The sequence below is a fragment of the Bradyrhizobium daqingense genome, assembly GCF_021044685.1.
GTDB lineage: Bacteria > Pseudomonadota > Alphaproteobacteria > Rhizobiales > Xanthobacteraceae > Bradyrhizobium > Bradyrhizobium daqingense.
This window is the reverse complement of sequence record NZ_CP088014.1, coordinates 6,703,052-6,726,778: the sequence shown is the minus strand read 5'-3', so window position 1 is coordinate 6,726,778 and position 23,727 is coordinate 6,703,052. Positions and strand designations below refer to the sequence as shown.

Here is a 23,727-nt window from a genome sequence, read left to right as displayed (position 1 = left end):
GCCATGAACCAGCACGCCAAGATCGAAATCCGCCATTCGACCTGTCCGCATGATTGCCCCTCGGCCTGCGCCCTCGATGTCGAGGTGGTCGAGGGCCGCAGCATCGGCCGTGTCCGGGGTTCGAAGAAGCAGACCTATACGGCCGGTGTCGTCTGCGCCAAGGTCGCCCGCTACGCCGAGCGCATCCATCACCCCGAAAGGGTGATGTATCCGCTGCGCCGAACGGGTGCGAAGGGCTCAGGGCAGTTTGCGCGGATCTCCTGGGACGAGGCGCTGGACGAGATCACCGACCGCTTCAACCAGGCCGAGCGCGAGTTCGGCGCGGAATCGATCTGGCCTTATTACTACGCCGGCACCATGGGGCTGGTCATGCGCGACGGCCTCAACCGTCTCACCCACGTGAAGAAATATTCGCGCTTCTATCAGACCATCTGCGCCAATGTCGCGCGCATCGGCTTTGCGATCGGCACCGGCAAGATTGCCGGGGTCGATCCGCGCGAGATGGCGCTGTCCGACCTCGTCGTGATCTGGGGCACCAATCCGGTCAACACCCAAGTCAACGTGATGACGCACGCCGCCCGCGCGCGCAAGGAACGCGGCGCCAAGATCGCGGCGGTCGATATCTACGACAACGACACCATGAAGCAGGCCGACATCAAGATCATCCTGCGGCCAGGCACCGACGGCGCCTTCGCCTGCGGCGTGATGCATGTCCTGTTCCGCGACGGCTATGCCGACCGCGCCTATATGGACAAGTACACCGATTGCCCTGCCGAGCTCGAGGCGCATCTGAAGTCGCGAACACCGGAATGGGCGTCCGCCATCTGTGGCGTGCCGGTGTCGGAGATCGAGGCCTTTGCCAAGGCCGTCGGCAAGACCAAGCGGACCTTCCTGCGTCTCGGTTACGGCTTTACCCGCTCGCGCAATGGCGCGACGCAGATGCATGCCGCGCTGTGCATTCCCGCGGTGACGGGCGCCTGGCAATATGAAGGCGGCGGCGCCTTCTTCAACAATTTCGCGCTGTGGCACTTCAACGAATCCATCATCGAAGGCCACGACGCGATCGACAAGACCATCCGTGCGCTCGACCAATCGCAGATCGGCCGCATCCTCACCGGCGATGCAGAAGCCTTGCATGGCAAGGGTCCGGTCAAGGCGATGCTGATCCAGAACACCAATCCGATGACGGTGGCGCCGGAGCAGGCGTTGGTCCGGCAGGGCTTTGCGCGCGAGGATCTGTTCGTCGTGGTGCACGAGCAGTTCATGACCGAGACCGCGGAGATGGCCGACATCGTGCTGCCGGCGACCATGTTCATGGAGCACGACGATCTCTACTACGGCGGCGGCCATCAGCACATCTCGGTCGGACCGAAGCTGATCGACCCGCCCGGCGAGTGTCGTTCCAACCATGAGGTGTTGCAGGCGCTGGCGCCGCGGCTCCGCGCCAAGCATCCGGGCTTCGAGATGACGCCCCGCGAACTGATCGACGCGACGCTGAAGCTGAGCAATCACGGCGACATCGCCGGCCTCGAAGCCGATATCTGGCGCGACCTGCAGCCGGATTTCCGCACCTCGCATTATCTCGACGGCTTTGCCCATGCCGACAAGAAATTCCATTTCAAGGCCGATTGGGCGCATCCGCCGTTCGGCCAGACCATGGGCGATTTCGACAAGATGCCTGATCTGCCGGACCATTGGGCGGTGATCGAGGACATTGATCAGGCCCACCCGTTCCGGCTCGCGACCAGCCCATCGCGCAGCTTCCTCAACACGACGTTCAATGAGACCCCGTCTTCGCAGGCGCGCGAGGGCAGGGCCAGCGTGATGATTCATCCCCTGGATGCGGCCGCACTCGACATCTCCGACGGCGATGCCGTGACGCTCGGCAACGGCCGCGGCGAGACCACGCTGATCGCAACGCTGTTCGAGGGCGTGCGGCGCGGCGTGCTGATCGCCGAATCCGTTCATCCGAACAAGGGCCATATCGGCGGCCGCGGCATCAACATGCTGACCGGCGCGGACACCATCGCGCCGATCGGCGGCGCCGCATTCCACGACAACAAGGTCTGGATCAGGAAGGCGGCCTCAGCCTAGGGCACGCACTCCGTCACACCGTACCCCGCGAACTCCTTCGCGATATCGGGGTTCATCGCCTTCGCCTGCGCGATGTCGGTGGCACCGTCGCCGCCGCTCTTGCGGGCGGCGATGCCGCGGCCGAACAGCGAGGATGAGGAGTGTGGGTTGCGCTGGATCGCGTCGGTGTAGTCCTTGATCGCCTCGGTTGTGCGTCCGAGCCTGAGGTTGACGAGACCGCGGCTGTCGAGGGCATCGCTCAGTCCGGGGTCGATCTGGAGCGCGAGATTGCAGTCGGCGAGCGCGCCTTGCAAGTTGCCGGTCGCAGCCCGGGTCCAGCACCGGTTGTTCAGCGCTTCGGCGTCCTTGGGCGCGCGCCGGATCACGGCGTCGAAATCCTGCATGGCAAGCGCATAGGCACGCTTGATCGCATAGACCTGGCCGCGCTTGTAGCGTGAGGCGACATCATTGGCATTCGAGGCAATCTTGCGGCTGAGGTCGGCGATGACGGGATCTCTTGCAAGGTCGTCCGCGGTCGGGGCGGGCGCGGCTTGCGGCACCTCGCAGATCGGCTTTTGCGGCTCCTGTTTCTGCACGTCCGGCTTGGTTAGCGGCTTATCGTCCGGTGGCCGTGTGGCAGCACCCGCGAATGAGAATTCCGTCGTCAGCGAGGATGACAGCCAGGGCACCTGCTCGCGGTTGGTGGCGGCGACGACGCCATTCTTGGTGTTGGCCAGGGCCTGCTCGGCGCTGATATTCGGCGCGCGCATCTCGCGCAGCAGTTCGGCGACGAACAAGCTGCGATCGGTCTTGCCGGTGGCCGCGACTGCACCGAGCGCGGCGGAGTAGAACACCAGCGAATTGTTCGGCGCGATCGCCGGCGCAAGCCCTGCCGAATAGCGGCGGAAGCGCCGCTCGAACGGGTTGCGGCGGGAGGCGTCGATCAGCGCGATCTTGATCGCGGCCCCGCGCGTGTTCATCTCGGCGAGGACGGCGTCGAGGCTGAAGCCGTCGCGCGAGACGTCCGGCTCGGTCCAGATTTGCGCGTCGACCGGCAGCAGATAGGTCTGCCGGTTGGACTGGATGCCGAAACCGTCGAAGAAGATCAGCGCCACCGTGCCGCGTTCGATGCGGGCATAGAAGCGATCCAGCGCCCGTCGCATCGCGTCGCCCGTGACGTTGCTCTGGCTGTCGACGACGAACCCGGCGCGCTTCAATTCTTCGGTGACGTCCTGTGCATCGTTGGCGACGTCGCTGAGCACGGATTCGTTGTCGGGATATCTGGCATTGCCGATCACCAGCGCGATCTTCGCGGCATCGGCCGCGCGGCTGGTGGTGGTGCCGCTCAGCATGACCAGCCCTGCCAGCAACAACAGAAATGCGGCGCGCATGAAATGGCTCATCGGTGATCAAAATCTCCAGTCAGGATAGCGGCCGCGTCCGGCAATTCAGTCGACAAGCGAAGTTGCGCCCACACGCTATGGTGAGGGCGCGTTGCAGATTGCCCTTGCGCCTGCGGCCCGACCTGCCGCAAATGACGGCAAAGCGGAAGCGAAGGAAGCGAGCGTGCCATGAGCGACACCACAGCCGTCATCACCGAGAAACGTGGGCAGGCATTCTGGATCACCATCAACCGGCCGGAGAAACGCAACGCACTCAACGGCGATGTCATCGCCGGCATCACCAAAGGCTATCGCGACGCGCATGACGACAAGGACGTCCGCGTCATCGTGCTGACGGGCGCGGGCGACAAGGCGTTCTGCGCGGGCGCCGACTTACAGAATTCCGGCGCGGCTTTCGCGATGGATCATTCCAAACCAAATGTCGACTATGCCGATCTGTTACGTTTGTCACAGAACTCCACCAAGCCTTCGATTGCGCGGGTCGGCGGCGTCTGTATGGCCGGCGGCATGGGCCTTCTGTGCATGACCGACATGGCAGTTGCGGCCGACCATGTCGTCTTCGGCCTGCCGGAGGTGAAGGTCGGCGTGTTCCCGATGCAGGTGCTGAGCCTGCTCCAGCGCATCGCGCCGCCCCGCCTCGTCAACGAATGGGCGCTCACCGGCGAGCCGTTCGACGCCAGGGCCGCGCAGGCCGCGGGCCTGCTCAACTACGTCGTGCCCACGGCCGAGCTCGACGCCAAGGTCGACTGGTTGATCGGCCGCATTGTCGACAAATCACCGACCGCGATCCGCCGCGGCAAATACGCCATGCGCGCGATTGCCGCGATGTCGTTCGACGAAAGCATTGCCTACACCGAGAGCCAGATCGCGCTGCTGGCGATGACCGAGGACGCCAAGGAAGGCCTGAAGGCGTTCAGCGAGAAGAGGAAGCCGGTCTGGACGGGAAGGTGAGCGGGCCAGCTCGATGTCGTGTCCCGGACGCGCTGCAACGCGTCAGCGTTGCTGCGCAGAGCCGGGACCCAGAGGCGGGACGGGGCATTCGGTAGATGGGCCCCGGCTCTGCAGCGCACCGCCGAAGAGGCGCTGCGCTGCGTCCGGGGCACGAGAGCGTGGTTTACCAGCTCCCTTCACCGTCGTCCCGCCTCGCGCCAAGGCGGCGCGCCCCGGAATTTCAATCTCACCCCGCGTTGGCCTTCAGTCCCGCTGCCTGGATCCCCGCGACCGCGCAGGCTTCGTCATTGTCGGAGGTGTCGCCGGAGACGCCGACGGCGCCGAGCAGCGTCGTGCCGTCCATGATCAGCACGCCGCCGGGCACCGGCACCAGCGCGCCCTTGGCAATCGTGTTTACGGCATCGATGAAATAGGCCTGCTCCTGCGCGCGCTGGAACAGGGCGCGCGAGCCCATCCCCATGGCGAGCGCGCCATAGGCCTTGCCGTGCGCGATCTCGGCGCGCATCAGGCTGGTGCCGTCCTGCGCGGCCGCGAGCTTGAGCACGCCCCGCGCGTCGAGGATGGTGACGACAAGCGGCTTCAGCTTGAGCTCGCCGGCCTTCGCGAAGGCGGCGTCGAGGATCTTGCGGGCGGTGTCGAGGGTGAGATCAGCCATGGCTGGTTTCCTTTGCAGCTGGAGAAGTGGAATTGGTTTCGGAGCGATCGAGGCTCATCGCCAGCACCCGGGCGACGTGAAGCGCTTCACGCTGGGCGCCGTCGTGGATCTGGTGCCGGCACGAGGTGCCGTCGGCGACGACCAGCGTCGTCTGCTCCGCGCGCCGCACGGCCGGCAGCAGCGACAGTTCGGCCATCTCGATCGAGGCATCGTAAGTGTCGGCACCATAGCCGAACGCGCCGGCCATGCCGCAGCAGCTGGACTCGATGGTCTCGACCTTCAGGCCCGGCACGAGCCGCAGCACCTGCTCCACCGGCTTGAATGCACCGAAGGACTTTTGGTGGCAATGGCCGTGCACGATCGCCTTGTCGGCGACGGTGCCGAGCGGCAGTTGCAGCCGGCCGGCCTCGGCCTCGCGCACCAGAAATTCCTCGAAGGTCAGCGCGTGGGCGCCGACCGCCTTGGCGTCATTGTCCTTGCGCAGCGAGGCAAGCTCGTCACGCAGCGTCAAGAGGCAGCTCGGCTCCAGGCCCACGATCGGCACGCCGCGGGCGGCGTAGGGCGCGAAGGCGATTACCAGCCGGTCGAGCTCCGCCCTGGCTTCATCGACGAGACCGGCCGAAAGGAATGTGCGACCGCAGCAGAGCGGACGGCCGCCGCTCGCGGGCTTCGGCAGATGCACGCGATAGCCGCCCGCCACGAGCACGCGCAACGCGGCCTCGAGGTTCTCGCGCTCATAGATGCGATTGAACGTATCGGCAAATAGAACGATCTCGCGTCCTGTCTCGGAGCCGACGCTGTCAGCCGGAGGCACGAACACGTCGCGGCGGAAGGCGGGAAGGGCGCGCCGCGCACTGATGCCGGCAAAGCGCTCGAACAGCTTTCGCAGCAGCGGGCTGTGGTTGCGTACGTTCGCGATCGGTGCAAAGCGCGCCGCGAGGTCGGCATAGCGCGGGAGATAGCCGACCAGCCGGTCGCGCAGCGTCAGGCCGTGAGAGCCGACGCGCGCGGCGAGCACCTCGATCTTCATCTTGGCCATGTCGACGCCGGTCGGGCACTCGTGGCGGCAGGCCTTGCAGGAGACGCAGAGCTTGAGCGTCTCCATCATCTCGCCGGATGACAGCGCGTCGGGGCCGAGCTGGCCGGAGATGGCGAGGCGCAGCGTGTTGGCGCGGCCGCGCGTGACGTCCTTCTCGTTGCGCGTGGCACGGTAGGACGGGCACATCACGCCGCCTTCGAGCTTGCGACAGGCGCCGTTGTTGTTGCACATCTCGACCGCGCCCTGGAAACCGCCGCCGGCACCGGGATAAGCGGACCAGTCGAGTTTTGTCTTCAGCTCGCCGACGCGATAGTCCGGCTTGAAGCGGAACAGCGAGCGGTCGTCCATCCTGGGCGCATCGACGATCTTGCCGGGATTGAGCACGCCGGCGGGATCGAAGCGCTGCTTTACCTCCTTGAAATCGGCGACGAGGCGCTCGCCGAACATCGTCGCGTGAAATTCGGAGCGCACCAACCCGTCGCCGTGCTCGCCGGAATGCGAGCCTTTGTAGTCGCGCACCAGCGCAAACGCCTCTTCGGCGATCGCGCGCATCGCCTTGACGTCCTTCTCCAGCTTGAGGTTCAGAACCGGCCGCACATGCAGGCAGCCCTCGGAGGCGTGCGCATACATCGTGCCGCTGGTGCCGTGTTTGGCAAACACCTCGTTCAGCCGCGCGGTGTAGTCGGCGAGGTGGGGCAGTGGCACGGCGCAGTCCTCGACGAAGGAGACCGGCTTGCCCTCCTGCTTCATCGACATCATGACGTTGAGCCCGGCGGCGCGGAAATCGGCGATACCGCTCTGCAGCGCCGGCTCGGTGATCTCGACCACGCCGCCCCATTTGCGCGTGTCGTTATTCCAGCCGAAGCCGAGATCGCTCATGAGCTCGCCGAGCTGCTTGAGCCGCGTCAGGTTGTCCGCCTGGTCTTCCTCGGCGAACTCGACCACCAGAACCGCATCCGGATCGCCCTTGATCGCGGCGGAGATGATCGGCCTGAACATCGCGATGTCGCGGCCGAGCGCGATCATGGTGCGGTCGACCAGCTCGACCGCGATCGGCTTCAGCTTGACCAGATGCTGGGCCGCATCCATCGCCTCGTAGAAGCTGCCGAAATGGCAGACGCCGAGCGCCTTGTTCCGGATGACAGGCCAGAGCTTCAGCTCGACCTTGGTGGTGAAGGCCAACGTGCCCTCGGAGCCGACGAGCAGATGCGCCATGTTGTTCGGCGCATTGCGCGGCACCAGAGCATCGAGATTGTAGCCGCCGACGCGGCGCTGCACCTTTGGAAAGCGCGCGGCGATCTCCTCGGCCTCGCGCGCGCCGAGATCGAGCATGTCGCGGAACAGGGCGCGCGCACTGTCGCCGGCCTCGATATCGGACAGATCGCGCGAGACCTCGCCGAAGCGGCTCAGCGTGCCGTCGGCGAGCGCCGCTTCCATCGACAGCGTGTTGTCGCGCATGGTGCCGTAGCGCAGGCTGCGGCCGCCGCAGGAATTGTTGCCGGCCATGCCGCCGATGGTGGCGCGCGAGGCCGTGGAGACGTCCACCGGGAACCACAGGCCGTGCTTCCTAAGCTGGCGGTTGAGGTCATCAAGCACGATGCCGGGCTCGACGACGCAGGTCCGGTTCTCGACGTCGAGCGACAGAATCCGGTTGAGGTGCTTGGAGAGATCGACCACGAGTCCGTCATTGACGGTTTGGCCGCATTGCGAGGTACCGCCGCCGCGGGGGGTGACCTTCAGTCCCTCGTCGCGGGCGATCGCCAGCGCCCGCAAGGCCTCGTCCATGGTCTTGGGGACCACCACGCCGGCCGGCATGATCTGGTAGAACGAGGCGTCGGTGGCGTAGCGGCCGCGGCTGAAGCCGTCGAACAGGACGTCGCCGGTCGTTTCCGCGCGCAGGCGCCGTTCGAGCGAGGAGGCGTTTGTCATCCTTGATCCCGGACCGATCCAGCGAGCTGGTCCAGCCTTGCCGTGTTATTCATAGCGGTTCGTGGTCGATTATATTCTGAATTCAAAATGAGCTAGCCGGGCGCCTCATGGCGTGGCTGGCGCGCCCGCTTCGGGCTCGGCGAGGTGCTCGATCGCAGCTGCGCGCTTGTTGCGCAGGTGCTGGAACAGGATGTCGCTGAGCTCGCTTGCGGCCCGGCGGCGCAGCGCATCGAGGATGGCCTCGTGCTCGCGCATCGCCTCGGCCCAGCGCTGCCGCTTGCGGGCGAAATTGGCGGAGTAGCGGACGCGGCGGATCCGGCCGGCGAAATTGGCATAGGCCGTCTTCAGGGTCTCGTTGCGGGCGGCCGCAACGATGCTCTCGTGGATGCGCTGGTTGGCCAGGAAGTAGCCGTGCATGTCGCGATGCAGGTAATGGCCGTACATCTCGTAATGCAGCTGCTCGATCGCGGTGATTTCCGCATCCGTAATGGCTTCACAGGCGAGGCGCCCGGCCAGGCTCTCCAGTCCGGCCATCACATCGAACAGCTCCTCGAGGTCGTGCTGGCTGAGCTGGCGCACGCGCGCGCCGCGGTTGGGCAATAGCTCGATCAGGCCCTCGGCGGCCAGGACCTTGAGCGCTTCGCGCAGCGGCGTGCGGGAAATGCCGAGCATCTCACACAGCTGTCGCTCGGGAACGCGGGCGCCTTCCGGGATGTTGCCCTCGACCACGTAGTCGCGCAGCCGCAGCAGGATCTCACCATGCAGCGAGGCGTCCTGGCGGTCGCGGCCATTTGCGGCGGGCGAGGCGATCGGAACCCCGCTGTCGGGAATCGTGGATTTCATTTGCAGCACAGTAATTTGCCCGTCTGGTCGCGTCGACGATGACAATCGAATACCAAATTTCGATTGAAAGGACAAAAAATGAATGCAAAATAGCACTCCAAAAGCCGGTCAGAACTTCGACTGGGAGGGCTTCATGCATCAGGGACGTCATTTCCTCCAGATTCCGGGTCCGAGCCCGATCCCCGAGCGCGTCCTGCGGGCCATGGACATGCCCGTCATCGACCACCGCAGCGCCGAATTCGGCGAGCTCGGCCGTACCGTGCTCGAAGGCAGCCAGAAGATCTTCCAGACCAAAGCCCCGGTCGTGATCTTCCCCTCCTCCGGGACGGGGGCCTGGGAGGCCGCCATCGTCAATACGCTCTCGCCGGGCGACAAGGTGCTGATGGTCGAGACCGGCCATTTCGCTACGATGTGGCGGCAGATGGCCGGCCGCTTCGGCATCGAGGTCGATTTCGTTCCGGGCGATTGGCGCCGCGGCGCCGATCCGGCCGTGATCGAGGCCAGGCTCGCCGCCGACACCGCGCACGCCATCAAGGCCGTGATGGTCGTGCATAACGAGACCTCGACCGGCGCGACCAGCCGCATCGCAGAGATCCGCGCCGCGATCGATCGCGCGGATCATCCCGCGCTGCTGATGGTCGACACCATCTCCTCGCTCGGCTCGGTCGACTACCGCCACGACGAATGGAAGGTCGACGTCAGCGTCAGCTGCTCGCAGAAGGGTTTCATGCTGCCGCCCGGTCTCGGCTTCAATGCGATCTCGGAGAAGGCGCTGGCGGCGTCCAAGACCAACAGGATGCCGCGCTCCTATTTCGACTGGGAGGAGATGCTCAAGCCCAACGCCAAGGGCTTCTTCCCCTATACGCCCGCGACCAATCTGCTCTACGGCCTGCGCGAGGCGATCGCGATGCTGCTGGAGGAGGGGCTCGACAACGTCTTCGCAAGGCATGAGCGGCTCGCGGCCGCGACCCGGGCCGCCGTCAACCATTGGGGCCTGGAGATCCTGTGCCAGGAGCCGGCCGAGTATTCTCCGGTGCTCACCGCGGTGCTGATGCCGCCGGGGCATGACGCCGACCAGTTCCGGAAAGTGGTGCTCGACAATTACAACATGTCGCTCGGCTCGGGCCTGTCGAAGGTCGCGGGAAAAGTCTTCCGCATCGGCCATCTCGGCGAATGCAACGCGCTCACGCTGCTCGGCGCCCTCACGGGCGTCGAGATGGGCCTGTCGGTCGCCGGCGTGCCGCACCGCGCCGGCGGGGTCGACGTCGCGATGAAGCTGCTGGAGCAGCGCCCGCAGGGCAATGCCTCGCCGCATCTGAAGATCGTCGGCACGTAAGGGATGGTCGCGATGGACGGGATGGCAGGCGAAGGCAGGCCGGTCCGCCATGCACGGACGGAGCCTTTCGAGAGGGGACAAGCCGGTCAAATGGTGCTATTCGGCGCCCACCAAACCAAGATGAGACCGGGAAGGACGCCGATGACCGTGCATACTGGAAGGCATTTCCTACAGATTCCAGGACCGACCAATGTGCCCGACCGCGTGCTGCGGGCGATGGACATGCCGACGCTGGACCATCGTGGTCCTGAATTCGCCGAGCTCGGTTTCGCGGTCCTCGCCGCGATGCAGCGCGTGTTCCGCACCAAGCAGCCGGTAATCATCTTCCCCTCGTCCGGCACCGGCGCCTGGGAAGCGGCGATGGTCAACGTGTTCGCGCCCGGCGACAAGGTCCTGATGTGCGAGACGGGCCAGTTCGCCGTGCTGTGGCGCGGCATCGCCGACAAGTTCAAGCTCGACGTCGACTTCATCCCGAGCGACTGGCGGCACGGCGCCGACCTCGCCGAGATCGAGAAGCACCTCGCCGCCGACAAGCAGCATGCGATCAAGGCGGTCTGCGTCGTCCATAACGAGACCTCGACCGGCTGCGTGACCCCGCCGCTGGAGGTGCGCAAGCTGCTCGACCGCGTCAAGCATCCGGCGCTCTTGATGGTCGACACCATCTCCGGTCTCGGCTCGATGGAATACGAGCACGACGCCTGGGGCATCGACGTCTCCGTCGCAGGCTCCCAGAAAGGCCTGATGCTGCCGCCCGGTCTCGGCTTCAACGCTGTCTCGGAGAAGGCGCTCAATGTGGCGAAAGCCAACCCCGGCATGCGCTCCTACTGGGACTGGCAGGAGGTCATCAGCTTCAACAAGCTCGGCACCTTCCCCTACACGCCCGCCACCAATTTGCTCTACGGCCTGCGCGAAGCCGTGAAGATGCTGGAAGAGGAGGGGCTGGAGAACGTCTGGTCCCGGCACAAGCGCCACAGCGCCGCGACGCGCGCCGCGGTCAAGGTCTGGGGCCTGGAGACGCAATGTGCCGATCCTGCCGCGCATTCGCCGGCGCTGACCGGCGTGCGCGTGCCTGACGGTCACGACGCCGACGCCTTCCGCAAGGTGGTGCTCGAAAACTTCGACATGTCGCTCGGCACCGGCCTGAACAAGGTCAAGGGCAAGGTGTTCCGCATCGGCCATATCGGCCATTTCAACGATCTGATGCTGATGGGCACGCTCGCCGGCGTCGAGATGGGTCTCGATCTCGCCAAGATCCCGCACCGGAGCGGCGGCGTTTTGGCGGCCATGGACGTCCTGAAGGGCCGCGACGCGGTGCCGATGGCCCAGGCTCAAGTGGCCTGAACTAATTGGAAGAAAAAGTGAGCGCGCGATGAACCTACCTGCGACGACGAACGAAGACCTGCTCTACTCCGTCCAGGAGGGCATCGCGCGCATCACCTTCAACCGCCCGCAAGCGCGCAACGCAATGACCTTCGCCATGTATGACCGCATGGCGGAGATCTGCCAGGAGATCAACGCCGATCGCTCGATCAAGGCGCTGATCCTGACCGGCGCCGGCGACAAGGCGTTCGCCTCGGGCACCGACATCTCGCAGTTCCGCGCCTTCAAGAGCGCGCAGGATGCGCTCGACTATGAGGCCCGCATCGACCGCGTACTCGGCACGCTTGAGCAGTGTCGCGTGCCCGTGATCGCGGCCATTGCCGGCGCCTGCACCGGCGGCGGTGCCGGCATCGCGGCCTGTTGCGACCTGCGCATCGGCACCGAGACGACGCGGATGGGCTTTCCGATCGCGCGCACGCTCGGCAACTGCCTGTCGATGTCGAACATCAGCCGCGTCGTCGCGCTGGTCGGTCCCGCCCGCACCAAGGATATGATCTTCAAGGCGCGCCTCGTCGAGGCGCCGGAAGCGCTCGCGCTCGGCCTCCTCAACGAGATCGTGCCTGACGTCGAGACGCTGCAACGCCGCGCCGACGAGACCGCAAAGCTCGTCGCCAGCCACGCGCCGCTCACGCTGGAAGCGACCAAGGAAGCGGTGCGCCGCATTCGTCGCACGCTGTCGCGCGAAGAGGGCGAGGACCTGATCCTGAAGGCCTATATGAGCGAAGATTTCCGCGAGGGCATGGATGCCTTCCTCAACAAGCGCACGCCGAACTGGAAGGGCAGGTAAGTCTCACGGGCCTTCGGCTTCGTCAGTCGAAAGTCATATGCGTTGATTTGCTCGTCTGCTTGAACTCGTCAGGATTAGTCCGCACTATGCAGGGATAGAATTTTCCGCACCTACAACTCAAAAAACATCAGGGGACGAAACTCGTGCGAATTCCAGTGAAAGCCGTCGGCGCTGCGACGGCGCTGTTGTTGAGCACGCCGGCGCTTGCCGGCTGGGAACCGGCAAAGCCCGTCGAGATCGTGGTGGCCGCGGGCGCAGGCGGCGCATCCGACCAGATGGCGCGGATGATGCAGGCCGCGATCCAGAAGAACAATCTGATGAAGCAGCCGGTGGTCGTCTCGCTCAAGGGTGGCGCATCGGGCGCGGAAGCGCTGATGTACATGAAGTCGAGCGAGGGCGATCCGAACAAGGTGCTGATCGCCTATTCGCTGATCTACATGCTGCCGCTGTCGGCGAAGATCCCGTTCAACTGGCGCGAGCTGACCCCCGTTTCGGTGATCGCACTCGACCAGTTCGTGCTGTGGGACAACAGTGCAGGCCCCAAGACGGTAAAGGAGTTCGTCGCGGCCGCGAAGGCTGCAAGCTCGCCGTTCAAGATGGGCGGCACCGGCTCCAAGCGCGAGGACCACGTGCTGACCGTCTTCCTGGAGCAGAAGACCGGCGCGAAATTCTCCTATCTGCCCTACAAGTCCGGTGGCGAAGCCGCGACCCAGCTGGTCGGCAACCACACCGAAGCCAACGTCAACAACCCGTCCGAAAATCTCGAAGTCTGGCGCGCCGGCCAGGTGCGTCCGCTCTGCGTGTTCGACAAGGAGCGCATCGCCTACACCACCAAGGTGACGGAAACGCAGTCCTGGGCCGACATCCCCACCTGCAAGGAGGAGGGCGTCGACGTCCAGTATCTGATGCTGCGCGCGATGTTCCTGCCCGGCAAGGTCACGCCTGAGCAGCAGGCGTTCTATGTCGATCTCTTCCACAAGGTGACGCAGACCGCCGAGTACAAGGAGTACATGGAGAAACAGGCGTTGAAGCCGATCTTCCTCACCGGCAAGGACATGGTGAAATTCCTCGAGGAGGACGACGCCATCAACAAGTCGCTGATGACGGAAGCCGGCTTCGTCGCGAAGTAGTCTGCTGTTCTTCGCCTCTCCCCGCGTGCGGGGAGAGGTCTGGATTGCACCTGGCGATGCGAAGCACCGTCCAGCGCAATCCGGGTGAGGGGGACTCTCCGCGAGTCTGACTCTCACCTTCCTCGTGGAGCTCCCTCACCCTAACCCTCTCCCCGCAAGCGGGAGAGTGGATTGGCCACAGCGTTACTCATGTCCCAAACCGATCTTGAAATCGTCGTCGACGACCCGACCGCGCCCGAAGACGACTCGCCCTCCGTCGTCTCCTCCGGCACGATCGAGATACTTGTCTGCCTGCTGCTGCTGGCCCTCGCCGTCACGCTCGGCTACGACAATTGGCGCACCGGCGCGGCCTGGGATGCGACCGGGCCCGAGCCCGGCTATTTCCCGTTCTACCTCTCCGTCATCCTCGGCGGCGGCAGCCTGTACGGCTTGATTGCCGCGTTCGCTGCACATCGCGCGGCGCGCGAGACTTTCGTCACGCGCGCACAAGCCCGCCGCGTGATGGCGGTGTTCGTGCCGACGCTGCTGTTCTGCCTGGCGATGCAGTTCCTCGGCCTCTATGTCGCGAGCTTCCTGCTGATCTCTGGCTTCATGCGCTTCGTCGGCAAGATCGCGCTGTGGAAGTCGCTGCTCACAGCCTTCGTGTTCACAGCGGTCATGTTTGTCACCTTCGATGTCGCCTTCGACGTCATCATGCCGAAAGGGCCGCTCGAAGCGGCCTTCGGTCGCTAGGACGGATCCGCGATGGAAGCTCTCGGTCTCCTGCTTCACGGTTTCGCCGTCCTGCTGACGTGGAAGACGCTCGTGCTGATGATGGTCGGGCTGGTGCTCGGCATCTTCGTCGGCGTGCTGCCGGGCCTCGGCGGGCCCAACGGCGTTGCGATCCTGCTGCCCCTCACCTTCACGATGGATCCGACCTCGGCAATCGTGATGCTGTCCTGCATCTATTGGGGCGCGCTGTTCGGCGGCGCGATCACCTCGATCCTGTTCAACATCCCCGGCGAGGCATGGTCGGTCGCGACCACATTCGACGGTTATCCGATGGCGCAGCAGGGTAGGGCGGCGGAGGCGCTGACCGCGGCGTTCACCTCCTCCTTCATCGGCTCGCTGGTCGCGGTGATGCTGATCACCTTCCTCGCGCCGATGATCTCCTCCTTTGCCTTGAAGTTCGGCCCGCCCGAGTTCTTCGCGGTCTATCTTTTGACCTTCTGCTCCTTCGTCGGCCTCGGCCGCGAGGCCAAGCACAAGACTGTCATCTCGATGTCGCTGGGCCTGCTGCTCGCCGGCGTCGGCATGGATACGGTGTCGGGCAATCTGCGCATGACTTTCGGCTCGGCCGAGCTGCTCCGCGGCATCAACTTCCTGGTCGCCGTCATCGGCCTGTTCGGCATCAGCGAGATCCTGCTCACGATGGAGGAGCGGCTGGCGCTGCGCGGACATGCGGCGAGCATCTCGCTTCGTGTCGTGCTCGGCGTGTGGCGGGACCTGCCGAAATATTGGGTGACGCTGCTGCGCTCCTCCTTCATCGGCTGCTGGCTCGGCATCACGCCGGGCGGCGCGATCGCGGCCTCCTTCATGGGCTACAATCTGGCAAAGCGCTTCGCCAAGGAGCCCGAGGGCTTCGGCAAGGGCCGCATCGAAGGCGTGTTCGCGCCCGAGACGGCGGCGCATGCCTCCGGCACCTCGGCCTTGCTGCCGATGCTGGCGCTCGGCATTCCCGGCTCCGGCACTGCCGCGATCCTGCTCGGCGGCCTGATGGTGTGGGGCCTCAACCCGGGGCCGCTGCTGTTCGTCGAGCACAAGGACTTCGTCTGGGGCCTGATCGCCTCGATGTATCTCGGCAACGTCGTCGGCCTCGTCCTGGTGCTGACGACGGTGCCGATCTTCGCCTCGATCCTGCGCGTGCCCTTTGCGGCGGTGGCGCCGATGATCGTGGTCTCCTGTGCGATCGGCGCCTATGCGATCCAGAATGCGATCTTCGACATCTGGCTGATGCTGGGCTTCGGAATCGTCGGCTATGTCTTCAAGAAGATCGGCATTCCCTTGGCGCCGTTTACCCTGGCGCTGGTGCTCGGCAACCGCGCCGAAGATGCCTTCCGCCTGTCGATGATCGGCTCTGGCGGCAACCTGAAGGTGTTCTGGTCGAACGGGCTGGTCGGCTCGATCACCACGCTGGCGATCTTGCTGCTGTTCTGGCCGGTGATCGACGGACTGCTCGCCCGTGTCGGATTGACGCAGCGGGCCAAGGTGGCGCAGAGCTAGGGAAAACCCTAGATATTTCAGTTGCATAAGGGATGTCGCCGTAGTCCTAGGCGGTACACGCCCCGATTGTTTCCGATTGTTGCGCGCCCGGCACAGCCCTCCGACGACTCTCCGCGTATATTTTCATCACGAAATTGTGCGGAAGGGGAACGTCCATGAAGCGGATTGTGATTGGGATGGCGGCGGCAATGTCGCTGTTCGCGACGGGTGCGCTGGCTGCCGATATCGCGGCAAGGCCTTATGTGAAGGCGCCAATCGCCGATCCGGTCTGGAGCTGGACCGGCTTCTACGTCGGCGCCAACGGGGGTTACAGCTGGGGCCGTTCGCGCACCGACGTTTCCTATTTCAATTCGGCCACTGGCCTCCCCATCGCACCTCCGGCCGGCTCCATCAGCAGTGGTTCGTTCGACATGAACGGCGGGGTCGCGGGTGCCCAGGCGGGCTACAACTGGCAGAATGCCAACTGGGTCTATGGCATCGAGGGCGACCTGCAATGGTCGGGTGAGAGGGGCAGCTCCGCCTTTGTCTGCGCCGGCAGCGCCGTCTTCCCGATCGCCGGACCCTGTCTTCCCGGCCTGACCTTCCTTCCGGCCGGCGCCGCGACGAACACGGTTCTGACGGTCGATCAGCACCTCCAGTGGTTCGGCACCCTCCGTGGTCGCGTCGGCATCCTGGCGACCCCGAAAGTCTTGTTCTACGGCACCGGCGGTCTGGCCTTCGGCGAGATCAAGACCACGGGCACCATGACCGGCTTCACCCCAGCTGGCGTAGCCATCGCATCGATCGGCACGAACTCGACGACGCGCGCCGGCTGGACCCTCGGCGTGGGTGTCGAAGGCAAGATCACGCAGAACTGGAGCGCCAAGCTCGAATATCTCTACATGGATCTCGGCCGCTTCTCGTCCGGTCCGTTCACCTTGGCGCCGCTCTCCACTGTCAGTGCCAACGTCTCATCGCGCTTCACCGACCACATCCTGCGCGCCGGCATCAATTACCAGTTCGGCGGCCCGATCGTCGCGAAGTACTGAGAACAACAAAGGCGTCAACGAGAAGCAAAGCCCGGCTCGCGCCGGGCTTTGTCGTTTCCGATTTGGCCCGCCGGGGTCAACTCGCACGTCGGGTCGCGGTCCTCTTCCTTCGCGACGTCGAGCGAGGCGCTCACACCACCTTGGCGTCCCGGAGCGTCGCGATCTCGTCCGCACTGAGGCCGAACTCCCTCAGCACCTCGTCGGTCTGCTCGCCGAATTCCGGCGGCCGCGCCACCATCCGGCTCGGCGTGCGGGACAATGTGACGGGCTGGCCGACCAGGCGGATGTGGCGGTCATCGTCGCTCGGCACGTCCTGCGCGATGCCGAGATGCCTGACCTGCGCGTCCTCGAACATCTGGTCGATGGTGTAGATCGGCCCGCAGGGTACCCCGGCCTCGTTGAGCTCCCGGACCCAGGTTTCGGTCGACTTCGTCACCGTGCGCTTCTCGATCTCGGCATTGAGCGCGTCGCGGTTCTTGGAGCGGGCAGGGGCCGTCGCGTAGTCGGGATGGGCATAGAGCTCCGGGGCGCCGATCGCCTGCGCACAGCGCTCCCAGATCCGCCCGCCCGTGGTGGCGATGTTGATGTAGCCGTCCGAGGTCCTGAACACGCCGGTCGGGATGCTGGTCGGGTGGTTGTTGCCGGCTTGCTTGGCGACCTCCTTCTCCATCAGCCAGCGCGCGGCCTGGAAGTCGAGCATGAAGATCTGGGCCTGGAGCAGCGAGGTCTGCACCCATTGGCCCTTGCCCGAGACCTCGCGCTCGAGCAGCGCGGTGAGAATGCCCATGGCGCAGAACAGGCCGGCGGTGAGGTCGGCGACGGGAATGCCCACCCGCATCGGGCCTTGGCCCGGTGCGCCGGTGATCGACATCAGCCCGCCCATGCCTTGCGCGATCTGATCGAAGCCGGGCCGCTTGTGATAGGGACCGTCCTGGCCGAAACCGGAGATGCTGCCATAGACGATGCGCGGGTTGATCGCAGCGAGGCTGTCGTAGTCGATTCCGAGCTTCTTCTTCACGTCGGGCCGGAAATTCTCGACCACGACATCGGCCTTGGCGGCGAGGCGCTTGAACACCGCGAGCCCGCGTTCGTCTTTCAGGTTCAGCGTCATCGCCCGCTTGTTGCGGTGCAAATTCTGGAAGTCGGACCCCCGTCGCGGCCCGCCCGGCTGCTCGCCGCCGGCATCCTCGGTCAGCGCGTCGATCTTGATCACATTGGCGCCCCAGTCCGCGAGCTGCCGCACGCAGGTGGGCCCGGAGCGGACGCGGGTCAGATCGAGCACGGTGAAGCGCGACAGGGCTTCCGAGGCATGCGGAAAGGGCATCGTGAAAAGGCTCCGGGACGAATTGCGGGCCTACCATAGTGCCGATAGACCATGCGACAAGTCTGGGCCGGCGCGGATGCCGCCTGTCGAAATGCCATGGCTGGCGCGGTCTGCGCCATGAAGGGATCAGCGCGACAGGCGCTTCAGTTCCGCGCGCGCCTGCTCGGCCAGCGGGGCGTCGCCGTGGCGCGCGATGAACAGCTCGAACGCCTCCCGCGTTCCTGTCCGACGTGCGGCTTCGTACTCTTCCGCCACCGCAACGGAGGGATCGCGCGCCATCGGCATGGAGGGCGCACGGCCCGCCTCGCCGCTGTCCTTGCCGCGGTCGTCTGCTTTGGCTTTCCCGCTCATGACGAACTGTTCTCCGATGGACAGACGATCCTGCCCGACGACCGCCGCGAGGATCCCGAGGAGACCGGCTGAGAGGAAGCCAAGTTTCATCATTCTCCTCCCGATATCATCGCGCAGGCTGAACCTCGCGTTCCGTGTCCGGCCCCGTATGACTACGGAATCGCTCGGCCCGTATGACTACTGGATGTGATGGCTAATGTGCTCTTATGGAAGAGTGCCAGGCACAGGTGCCAAATTTAAGCCAAACGTTTACCTCTGAAGCTAGAATCATTCGTCCTCGCTCGAATCACGCGATCGATAGCTCCGGAGATTCCATTGGCCACCGCTGTCAACGTCAGTGCCACGAACAATGCCGAGATCGACGGCCTGCTGTCCGGATACAAATGGTCAGGCACGATTACTTACAGCTTTCCCGACGCGGCGGGCGATTATTCCAATCCCTATTACGGCGGCAGCGGCGAGCCGACCACCTCGGGCTTTGCCTCGACGCCCACCCAGATCCAGACGGCGATCAACTACGCGATCGGATTGATCCTCGGCTACACCAACGCCGACATCCAATACGCAGGCACGAACGGTGCCGACATCATGGTCGCGCAGTCCCCGGCGGCCAACCCGACCGCCTACGCCTACTATCCCGGAAACTACGCCTCCGGTGGCGACATCTGGTTCGGGACCCAGTACAACTTCTCGCTCGCCAAGCTCGGCAATTATTATTTCACGACCGCGCTGCATGAACTCGGCCACGCTCTCGGCCTCAAGCACAGCCAAGAGGCCGGCGGCCCCGGCAACGTCGCGGTGCCGAGCGCGCACGACAGCAGCGAATATACCGTCATGAGCTATCGCAGCTATGTCGGTGCCTCGACCACGGGTGGCTACACCAACGAGGCGTACGGGTTTTCGCAGACTTACATGGCGAACGATATCCTTGCGCTTCAAACCATGTATGGCGCGGACTTCACGACCCAGAGCAGCAACACGGTCTACACCTGGAATCCGACCACAGGGCAGGAATTCATCAACGGTGTCGGACAGCTCGCGCCGGGCGGCGGCGTCGGAGGCTCGGCCAATCGCATTTATGAAACGGTCTGGGACGGCGGCGGCGTCGACACCTACGACCTGTCGAACTACACGACGAATTTGAGCATCAACCTCAATCCCGGTGCGGCGTCGTTGTTCTCTTCCGTGCAACTGGCCAATCTCGGCAACGGCCATTACGCATCGGGCAACGTTTACAACGCCTATCTCTACAACGGCGACGCGCGGTCTTACATCGACAATGCCATCGGCGGGTCCGGCAACGATACGCTGGTGGGCAACGCGATCGCCAACGCGCTGAACGGCGGCGGCGGTAACGACAGGATCACAGGCGGTGCGGGCAATGACGCCATCAATGGCGGCTCGGGCACCGACACCGCGGTGTTTTCGGGCAGCCGGTCCAATTATTTGGTCTCGTACAATGCGGCCACCCAGACGTTCACTCTGACGGACCAGCGCGGCGGCGCGCCCAATGGTACCGACACCGTCACCGGCGTCGAAAATTTCCAATTTGCCGATGGCACGTTGGCCAGCTCCAGCCTCGTACCGACCGCGATCGAAGCGTTCGGATCGACCGGCGTGATGCTGTCCGGTGGCAACTATTACTTGGCCGATCTGTCGACAGGTGCCGGCCCCGTTCTGAAGTATGCCGGCGCTGCGGTGATCGCAGCCCAATATGGCACATGGTCAGTCATCGGCGCCGAGCGGGTAACGGGCGGCGGCTACGACGTCGTCTGGAAGAATTCTGCGAACGCCCATTATTCCGTCTGGAGCACGGACAGCACCGGTAACTTCATCAGGACTCTCGCTGCCGCCCCTGAGGTGCTCGGGAGCGATGCGTCGCTGCAAGCGCTGGAACCGACCCTGCAGCAAGATCTCAACGGTGACGGCACGATCGGTGTTCCCGCAGTCAGCGGTGTTACGATTGAAGCGTTCGGATCGACAAAGGCGGTGCTGTCTGGTGGCAATTATTACTTGGCCGACGTGTCGACCGGCGCCGGACCCGTTCTGAAGTATACCGGCGCTGCGGTGATCGCGGCCCAATATGGCACGTGGTCAGTCATCGCCGCCGAGAAGGTGACCGGCGGCGGCTACGATGTGGTCTGGAAGAACTCGGCGAACGCCCATTACTCGGTCTGGAGCACGGACAGCGCCGGCAATTTCCTCAGGACTCTCGCTGCAGCCCCTGAGGTGCTCGGGAGCGATGCGTCGCTGCAAGCGCTGGAACCGACACTGCAGCAAGATGTCAACGGTGACGGCACGATCGGTGTTCCCGCAGTCAGCGGTGTCACGATTGAAGCGTTCGGATCGACCAAGGCGGTGCTGTCCGGTGGCAATTATTACTTGGCCGACGTGTCGACCGGCGCCGGACCCGTTCTGAAGTATGCCGGCGCTGCGGTGGTCGCGGCCCAATACGGTACGTGGTCAGTCATCAGCGCCGAGCAGGTGACCGGCGGCGGCTACGATGTGGTCTGGAAGAATTCTGCGAACGCCCATTACTCGGTCTGGAGCACGAACAGCGCTGGCAATTTCCTCACAACCCTCGGCTCGGCTCCCGAAATGCTGGGAACGGATCCGGCTCTGCAGACGCTGGAGCCGACGCTGCATCAGGACCTCAACGGTGATGGAACGATCGGGGTCACCAGTGTCCCTGTCATCAGCGGCGTCACGATTGAGACGTTCGGATCGACCAGTGCAGTCCTTTCTGCTGGCAGCTATTACTTGAACAGCATCTCGACCGGGACCGGACCAACCCTGAAATATGGCGGCGCTGCGGTGGTCGCGGCCAACTACGGCACATGGTCCGTCATTGCCGCCGAGCAGGTGACCGGCGGCGGCTACGATGTCGTCTGGAAGAACTCGGCGAACGCGCATTATTCGGTCTGGAGCACGAACAGCGCCGGCAACTTCCTCACGACTCTCGGCTCCGCTCCCGAGATGCTGGGGAACGATACAGCGCTGAAGGCGCTCGAGCCGACGCTGCAGCAGGACCTCAACGGCGACGGGACCGTTGGCGCAGCGCCGTGGACCGACGGCTTCGTGTTCAATTCCGATCACGGGGGATCGCCATCATCCAGTTCGCATGACGTGCCCGACACCATGCCCGGTTGGGTTGGTGCACAGACCACGCCCTCGTCGTCGGCATTGGCCGCGGCGCCGGCGAGCCAGGATGCCACGGCGCAGATCAGTCTGATTGATGTTCTGCACGCTCTGCAGGACCAGGGCTTCCTGCTCGGCTGACGATGCGCGTCTCGTCGCGCCGCACCGATGTGCCTCGGCGAGCTGCGAGCTGCAGCGTGGGGCCCTTCGCAGCGCGACGAGTATTATCGTCTGAGACGGCAGAGTGATCAGGGCGTGACGGGCGAAATCTGGCACTTTCGCCAACGTGACACCTTGCCCCTGTTTTGCCCGACGAGTCAAATCGATTCGCAAAATCCGGAAGGCGTCCGAGGCGCCTGCTAAGTCATTGACAAAGCTGCATCCGTCTACTGTGCATGGGGTTGTTTTCGCGCTTTTTTGTGAGAGCCGCCTCGGATATGACGATTATCGCGCGTGTGACCTGCCAGGACTCCTCGATGTGCGAGGCCGATCGCGCGCCGGGAAGGATGCGGCTTGACCGACACGCAGTTTGAGTCGTCCGGAAAGGCCGACGGTGCAGGCGGAGCCGGTGGGGCCGGCCGTGCCCGCCGGCTGTTGCACGGCTGGTCCGCGAACCTCGTCCAGATGGTGCTGGGGCTGACCCAGCAGCTGTTGCTGATCCCCGCCTTTCTGCACGTCTGGACCGGCGACATGCTCGCAGCCTGGCTCGCGATCTATGCAGCGGGCAGTCTCGTCGTGGTGGCGGACGCGGGATTGCAGCTCCGCGCGATCAACCGCTTTCTCGCCTTCAAGTCCTGCGCCGATTGCGACGGACGCACGGCGAGCTTCTATTCGGCTCTGCGGCGGATCTATCTTGCAATTGTCGGCGGGTTCGGTGTCCTCCTGTGCGTCGCCGTTGTCCTGGCGCCGCCATCGGTAGTGCTCGGCTTCCAGGCGACACCGACATTCGATGCCGCGATGCTGGTGATGATTCTGGGCATGCTCCTGACCTTGCCCTCGAACCTCGTCTCGGGTCTCTATCGCGTGCGCGGCCGGTATGGCCGGACGGTCTGGCTGCAGAACGCCGCTCTGCTACTCGGACAGATCGCGCAGCTCGCAGCACTCGCGATGTTCGGCAGCCTGCTCGCGGTCGCGATCGCGTTCGTCTCGATGCAGATCCTGCTCGCGGTCTTCCTCACTGCATTCGACGCGCCGCGCTGGTTTCCCTTCCTGCGCCGTGCTGGCAAGCCGCCGTTCGTATCTCCGTCCCTGCGTTGGAGTCTCGGGCAATTCCGCCGCGCGCTGCCCTTCGCGGTCGCCAACATCACCGAGCTCGCGCTGGTCAACGTCCCGGTGCTGCTGGTGTCGGCGCTGGTCACGAACCGCGTCGCAGTGGCGCAATGGGGGCTGACCCGCGTGATCGCAAGCCTGGTGCGCAGCCTCTGCCTCCAGGTGACGCTGCCGCTCGCCGCCGAACTCGGCCACGATCATGCGACCGGCGACAGGGAGCGGCTGCGGCGCCTCTATGCCCACGGCTCGGTGTTCGTGACGGCCCTGGCCTGCCTCACCGTCGCGGGCTTGCTGCCGTTCTGGCCCGACTTCTTCGCGCTGTGGACCCATGGCAGCATCCCTTACGACGCGCCTCTCACGGTGACGCTGCTGCTTGGCTCGGCGGCCGTCGCGCCGTCGCTGCTGGCGCTCGTCTTTGCCAATCACAGCAATCGCGGCGACCTCCTGATCCGGACCAAGGGACTTCAGCTCGTCGTTTTCCTGGCGCTGTCCATCGTCCTGATCCCGCGGCTCGGGCCGCTCGGTGCCGCGCTCGCCGTGGTCGCGAGCGACATCCTCGTGCAGTTCGGGCTGCTCGCGCTGATGGTGATGCGCCAGACGCTGAATCATCCGTTCAGGCACATCGCCATCCTGGTGCTGATGGGCGGCGCCATCGTGGCGTCGGGCTGGCTGATCGGGCAGGCGATCATCGCGCTCGTGCCGGGGAGCGGAGTCCTGCACTTCGTCCTGGAATGCGCGATCTGGCTGGTCGCGGTCGGCCTGCTCGCCAGTCCGCTGCTGAACACGGCGCTGCGCGAGCGCTTGCGGGCGCTGATTCCGGCTTAGCTGT

Annotated in this window: 17 protein-coding genes; 11 read left to right on the top strand and 6 right to left on the bottom strand. The window is 64.9% G+C overall.

All coding sequences use genetic code 11. From position 1 onward, the window contains the following. The first annotated feature begins 3 nt into the window (after positions 1-3). Positions 4-2,094: a molybdopterin oxidoreductase family protein gene (locus tag LPJ38_RS32135; protein WP_145629067.1), complete on the top strand. Its 2,091-nt coding sequence runs from the start codon at positions 4-6 to the stop codon at positions 2,092-2,094. On the opposite strand, the gene LPJ38_RS32130 is transcribed toward LPJ38_RS32135, so the two are convergent. Then, complete coding sequence (locus tag LPJ38_RS32130) at positions 2,091-3,464, bottom strand: caspase family protein (RefSeq protein WP_145629065.1); 1,374 nt, start codon at positions 3,462-3,464, stop codon at positions 2,091-2,093. The two genes, LPJ38_RS32135 and LPJ38_RS32130, sit on opposite strands and share 4 nt — an antisense overlap. Before the next feature lie 180 nt (positions 3,465-3,644). On the opposite strand from LPJ38_RS32130, the gene LPJ38_RS32125 reads away from it, so the two are divergent. Then, on the top strand, positions 3,645-4,427 hold the full coding sequence (locus LPJ38_RS32125; RefSeq protein ID WP_145629063.1) for an enoyl-CoA hydratase/isomerase family protein: 783 nt from the start codon (positions 3,645-3,647) through the stop codon (positions 4,425-4,427). A gap of 226 nt (positions 4,428-4,653) precedes the next feature. On the opposite strand, the gene LPJ38_RS32120 is transcribed toward LPJ38_RS32125, so the two are convergent. From LPJ38_RS32120 to LPJ38_RS32110, 3 genes are all read right to left on the bottom strand, one after another. Continuing rightward, positions 4,654-5,082 (bottom strand): GlcG/HbpS family heme-binding protein, encoded by a 429-nt coding sequence (locus LPJ38_RS32120; protein WP_036007469.1) that lies wholly within the window; start codon positions 5,080-5,082, stop codon positions 4,654-4,656. Beyond that, entirely contained in the window at positions 5,075-8,050 is a 2,976-nt protein-coding gene (locus LPJ38_RS32115) for an FAD-binding and (Fe-S)-binding domain-containing protein (protein ID WP_145629061.1), read from the bottom strand. Before LPJ38_RS32115 ends, LPJ38_RS32120 begins: the two co-directional genes overlap by 8 nt. Positions 8,051-8,155: 105 nt before the next feature. Beyond that, positions 8,156-8,893, bottom strand: a complete 738-nt coding sequence (locus tag LPJ38_RS32110) for a GntR family transcriptional regulator (RefSeq protein WP_167520260.1) — start codon at positions 8,891-8,893, stop codon at positions 8,156-8,158. A gap of 133 nt (positions 8,894-9,026) precedes the next feature. On the opposite strand from LPJ38_RS32110, the gene LPJ38_RS32105 reads away from it, so the two are divergent. From LPJ38_RS32105 to LPJ38_RS32075, 7 genes are all read left to right on the top strand, one after another. Then, entirely contained in the window at positions 9,027-10,229 is a 1,203-nt protein-coding gene (locus tag LPJ38_RS32105; protein WP_167520280.1) for a pyridoxal-phosphate-dependent aminotransferase family protein, read from the top strand. Between the two features lie 141 nt (positions 10,230-10,370). After that, a complete protein-coding gene (locus LPJ38_RS32100) occupies positions 10,371-11,570 on the top strand; it encodes a pyridoxal-phosphate-dependent aminotransferase family protein (RefSeq protein WP_145629055.1) in 1,200 nt (399 codons plus the stop codon). A 28-nt stretch (positions 11,571-11,598) separates the two neighbouring features. After that, the gene (locus LPJ38_RS32095) at positions 11,599-12,396 is read left to right on the top strand and encodes an enoyl-CoA hydratase/isomerase family protein (protein ID WP_145629053.1); all 798 of its coding nucleotides are present in this window, start codon (positions 11,599-11,601) and stop codon (positions 12,394-12,396) included. 149 nt (positions 12,397-12,545) lie between these two features. After that, complete coding sequence (locus LPJ38_RS32090) at positions 12,546-13,526, top strand: Bug family tripartite tricarboxylate transporter substrate binding protein (protein WP_404438491.1); 981 nt, start codon at positions 12,546-12,548, stop codon at positions 13,524-13,526. 189 nt (positions 13,527-13,715) lie between these two features. Further along, complete coding sequence (locus LPJ38_RS32085) at positions 13,716-14,258, top strand: tripartite tricarboxylate transporter TctB family protein (protein ID WP_145629048.1); 543 nt, start codon at positions 13,716-13,718, stop codon at positions 14,256-14,258. A 12-nt stretch (positions 14,259-14,270) separates the two neighbouring features. Continuing rightward, a complete protein-coding gene (locus LPJ38_RS32080) occupies positions 14,271-15,788 on the top strand; it encodes a tripartite tricarboxylate transporter permease (RefSeq protein ID WP_145629046.1) in 1,518 nt (505 codons plus the stop codon). Positions 15,789-15,943: 155 nt separating this feature from the next. Then, positions 15,944-16,816 carry an outer membrane protein gene (locus LPJ38_RS32075; protein WP_145629044.1) on the top strand — a complete coding sequence of 291 codons (873 nt, stop codon included), beginning with the start codon at positions 15,944-15,946 and terminating at the stop codon, positions 16,814-16,816. 130 nt (positions 16,817-16,946) lie between these two features. Here LPJ38_RS32075 and LPJ38_RS32070 read toward each other — a convergent pair whose 3' ends face one another. Then, positions 16,947-18,140, bottom strand: coding sequence for a CaiB/BaiF CoA transferase family protein (locus LPJ38_RS32070; protein WP_145629042.1), 1,194 nt, complete (start codon positions 18,138-18,140; stop codon positions 16,947-16,949). A 126-nt stretch (positions 18,141-18,266) separates the two neighbouring features. Next, positions 18,267-18,581, bottom strand: coding sequence for a hypothetical protein (locus LPJ38_RS32065; RefSeq protein ID WP_145629406.1), 315 nt, complete (start codon positions 18,579-18,581; stop codon positions 18,267-18,269). Positions 18,582-18,806: 225 nt separating this feature from the next. On the opposite strand from LPJ38_RS32065, the gene LPJ38_RS32060 reads away from it, so the two are divergent. Together LPJ38_RS32060 and LPJ38_RS32055 are read left to right on the top strand one after the other, a co-directional pair. After that, complete coding sequence (locus tag LPJ38_RS32060) at positions 18,807-21,770, top strand: M10 family metallopeptidase C-terminal domain-containing protein (protein WP_347339009.1); 2,964 nt, start codon at positions 18,807-18,809, stop codon at positions 21,768-21,770. Positions 21,771-22,142: 372 nt separating this feature from the next. After that, positions 22,143-23,723, top strand: a complete 1,581-nt coding sequence (locus tag LPJ38_RS32055) for an MATE family efflux transporter (RefSeq protein ID WP_145629040.1) — start codon at positions 22,143-22,145, stop codon at positions 23,721-23,723. Positions 23,724-23,727 lie beyond the last annotated feature (4 nt).

Coding starts and splice junctions, on each gene's coding strand:
- LPJ38_RS32135 (WP_145629067.1), top strand. CDS start 4: ATGAACCAGCACGCCAAGATCGAAATCCGCCATTCGACCTGTCCGCAT.
- LPJ38_RS32130 (WP_145629065.1), bottom strand. CDS start 3,464: ATGCGCGCCGCATTTCTGTTGTTGCTGGCAGGGCTGGTCATGCTGAGC.
- LPJ38_RS32125 (WP_145629063.1), top strand. CDS start 3,645: ATGAGCGACACCACAGCCGTCATCACCGAGAAACGTGGGCAGGCATTC.
- LPJ38_RS32120 (WP_036007469.1), bottom strand. CDS start 5,082: ATGGCTGATCTCACCCTCGACACCGCCCGCAAGATCCTCGACGCCGCC.
- LPJ38_RS32115 (WP_145629061.1), bottom strand. CDS start 8,050: ATGACAAACGCCTCCTCGCTCGAACGGCGCCTGCGCGCGGAAACGACC.
- LPJ38_RS32110 (WP_167520260.1), bottom strand. CDS start 8,893: ATGAAATCCACGATTCCCGACAGCGGGGTTCCGATCGCCTCGCCCGCC.
- LPJ38_RS32105 (WP_167520280.1), top strand. CDS start 9,027: ATGCATCAGGGACGTCATTTCCTCCAGATTCCGGGTCCGAGCCCGATC.
- LPJ38_RS32100 (WP_145629055.1), top strand. CDS start 10,371: ATGACCGTGCATACTGGAAGGCATTTCCTACAGATTCCAGGACCGACC.
- LPJ38_RS32095 (WP_145629053.1), top strand. CDS start 11,599: ATGAACCTACCTGCGACGACGAACGAAGACCTGCTCTACTCCGTCCAG.
- LPJ38_RS32085 (WP_145629048.1), top strand. CDS start 13,716: ATGTCCCAAACCGATCTTGAAATCGTCGTCGACGACCCGACCGCGCCC.
- LPJ38_RS32080 (WP_145629046.1), top strand. CDS start 14,271: ATGGAAGCTCTCGGTCTCCTGCTTCACGGTTTCGCCGTCCTGCTGACG.
- LPJ38_RS32075 (WP_145629044.1), top strand. CDS start 15,944: ATGAAGCGGATTGTGATTGGGATGGCGGCGGCAATGTCGCTGTTCGCG.
- LPJ38_RS32070 (WP_145629042.1), bottom strand. CDS start 18,140: ATGCCCTTTCCGCATGCCTCGGAAGCCCTGTCGCGCTTCACCGTGCTC.
- LPJ38_RS32065 (WP_145629406.1), bottom strand. CDS start 18,581: ATGAAACTTGGCTTCCTCTCAGCCGGTCTCCTCGGGATCCTCGCGGCG.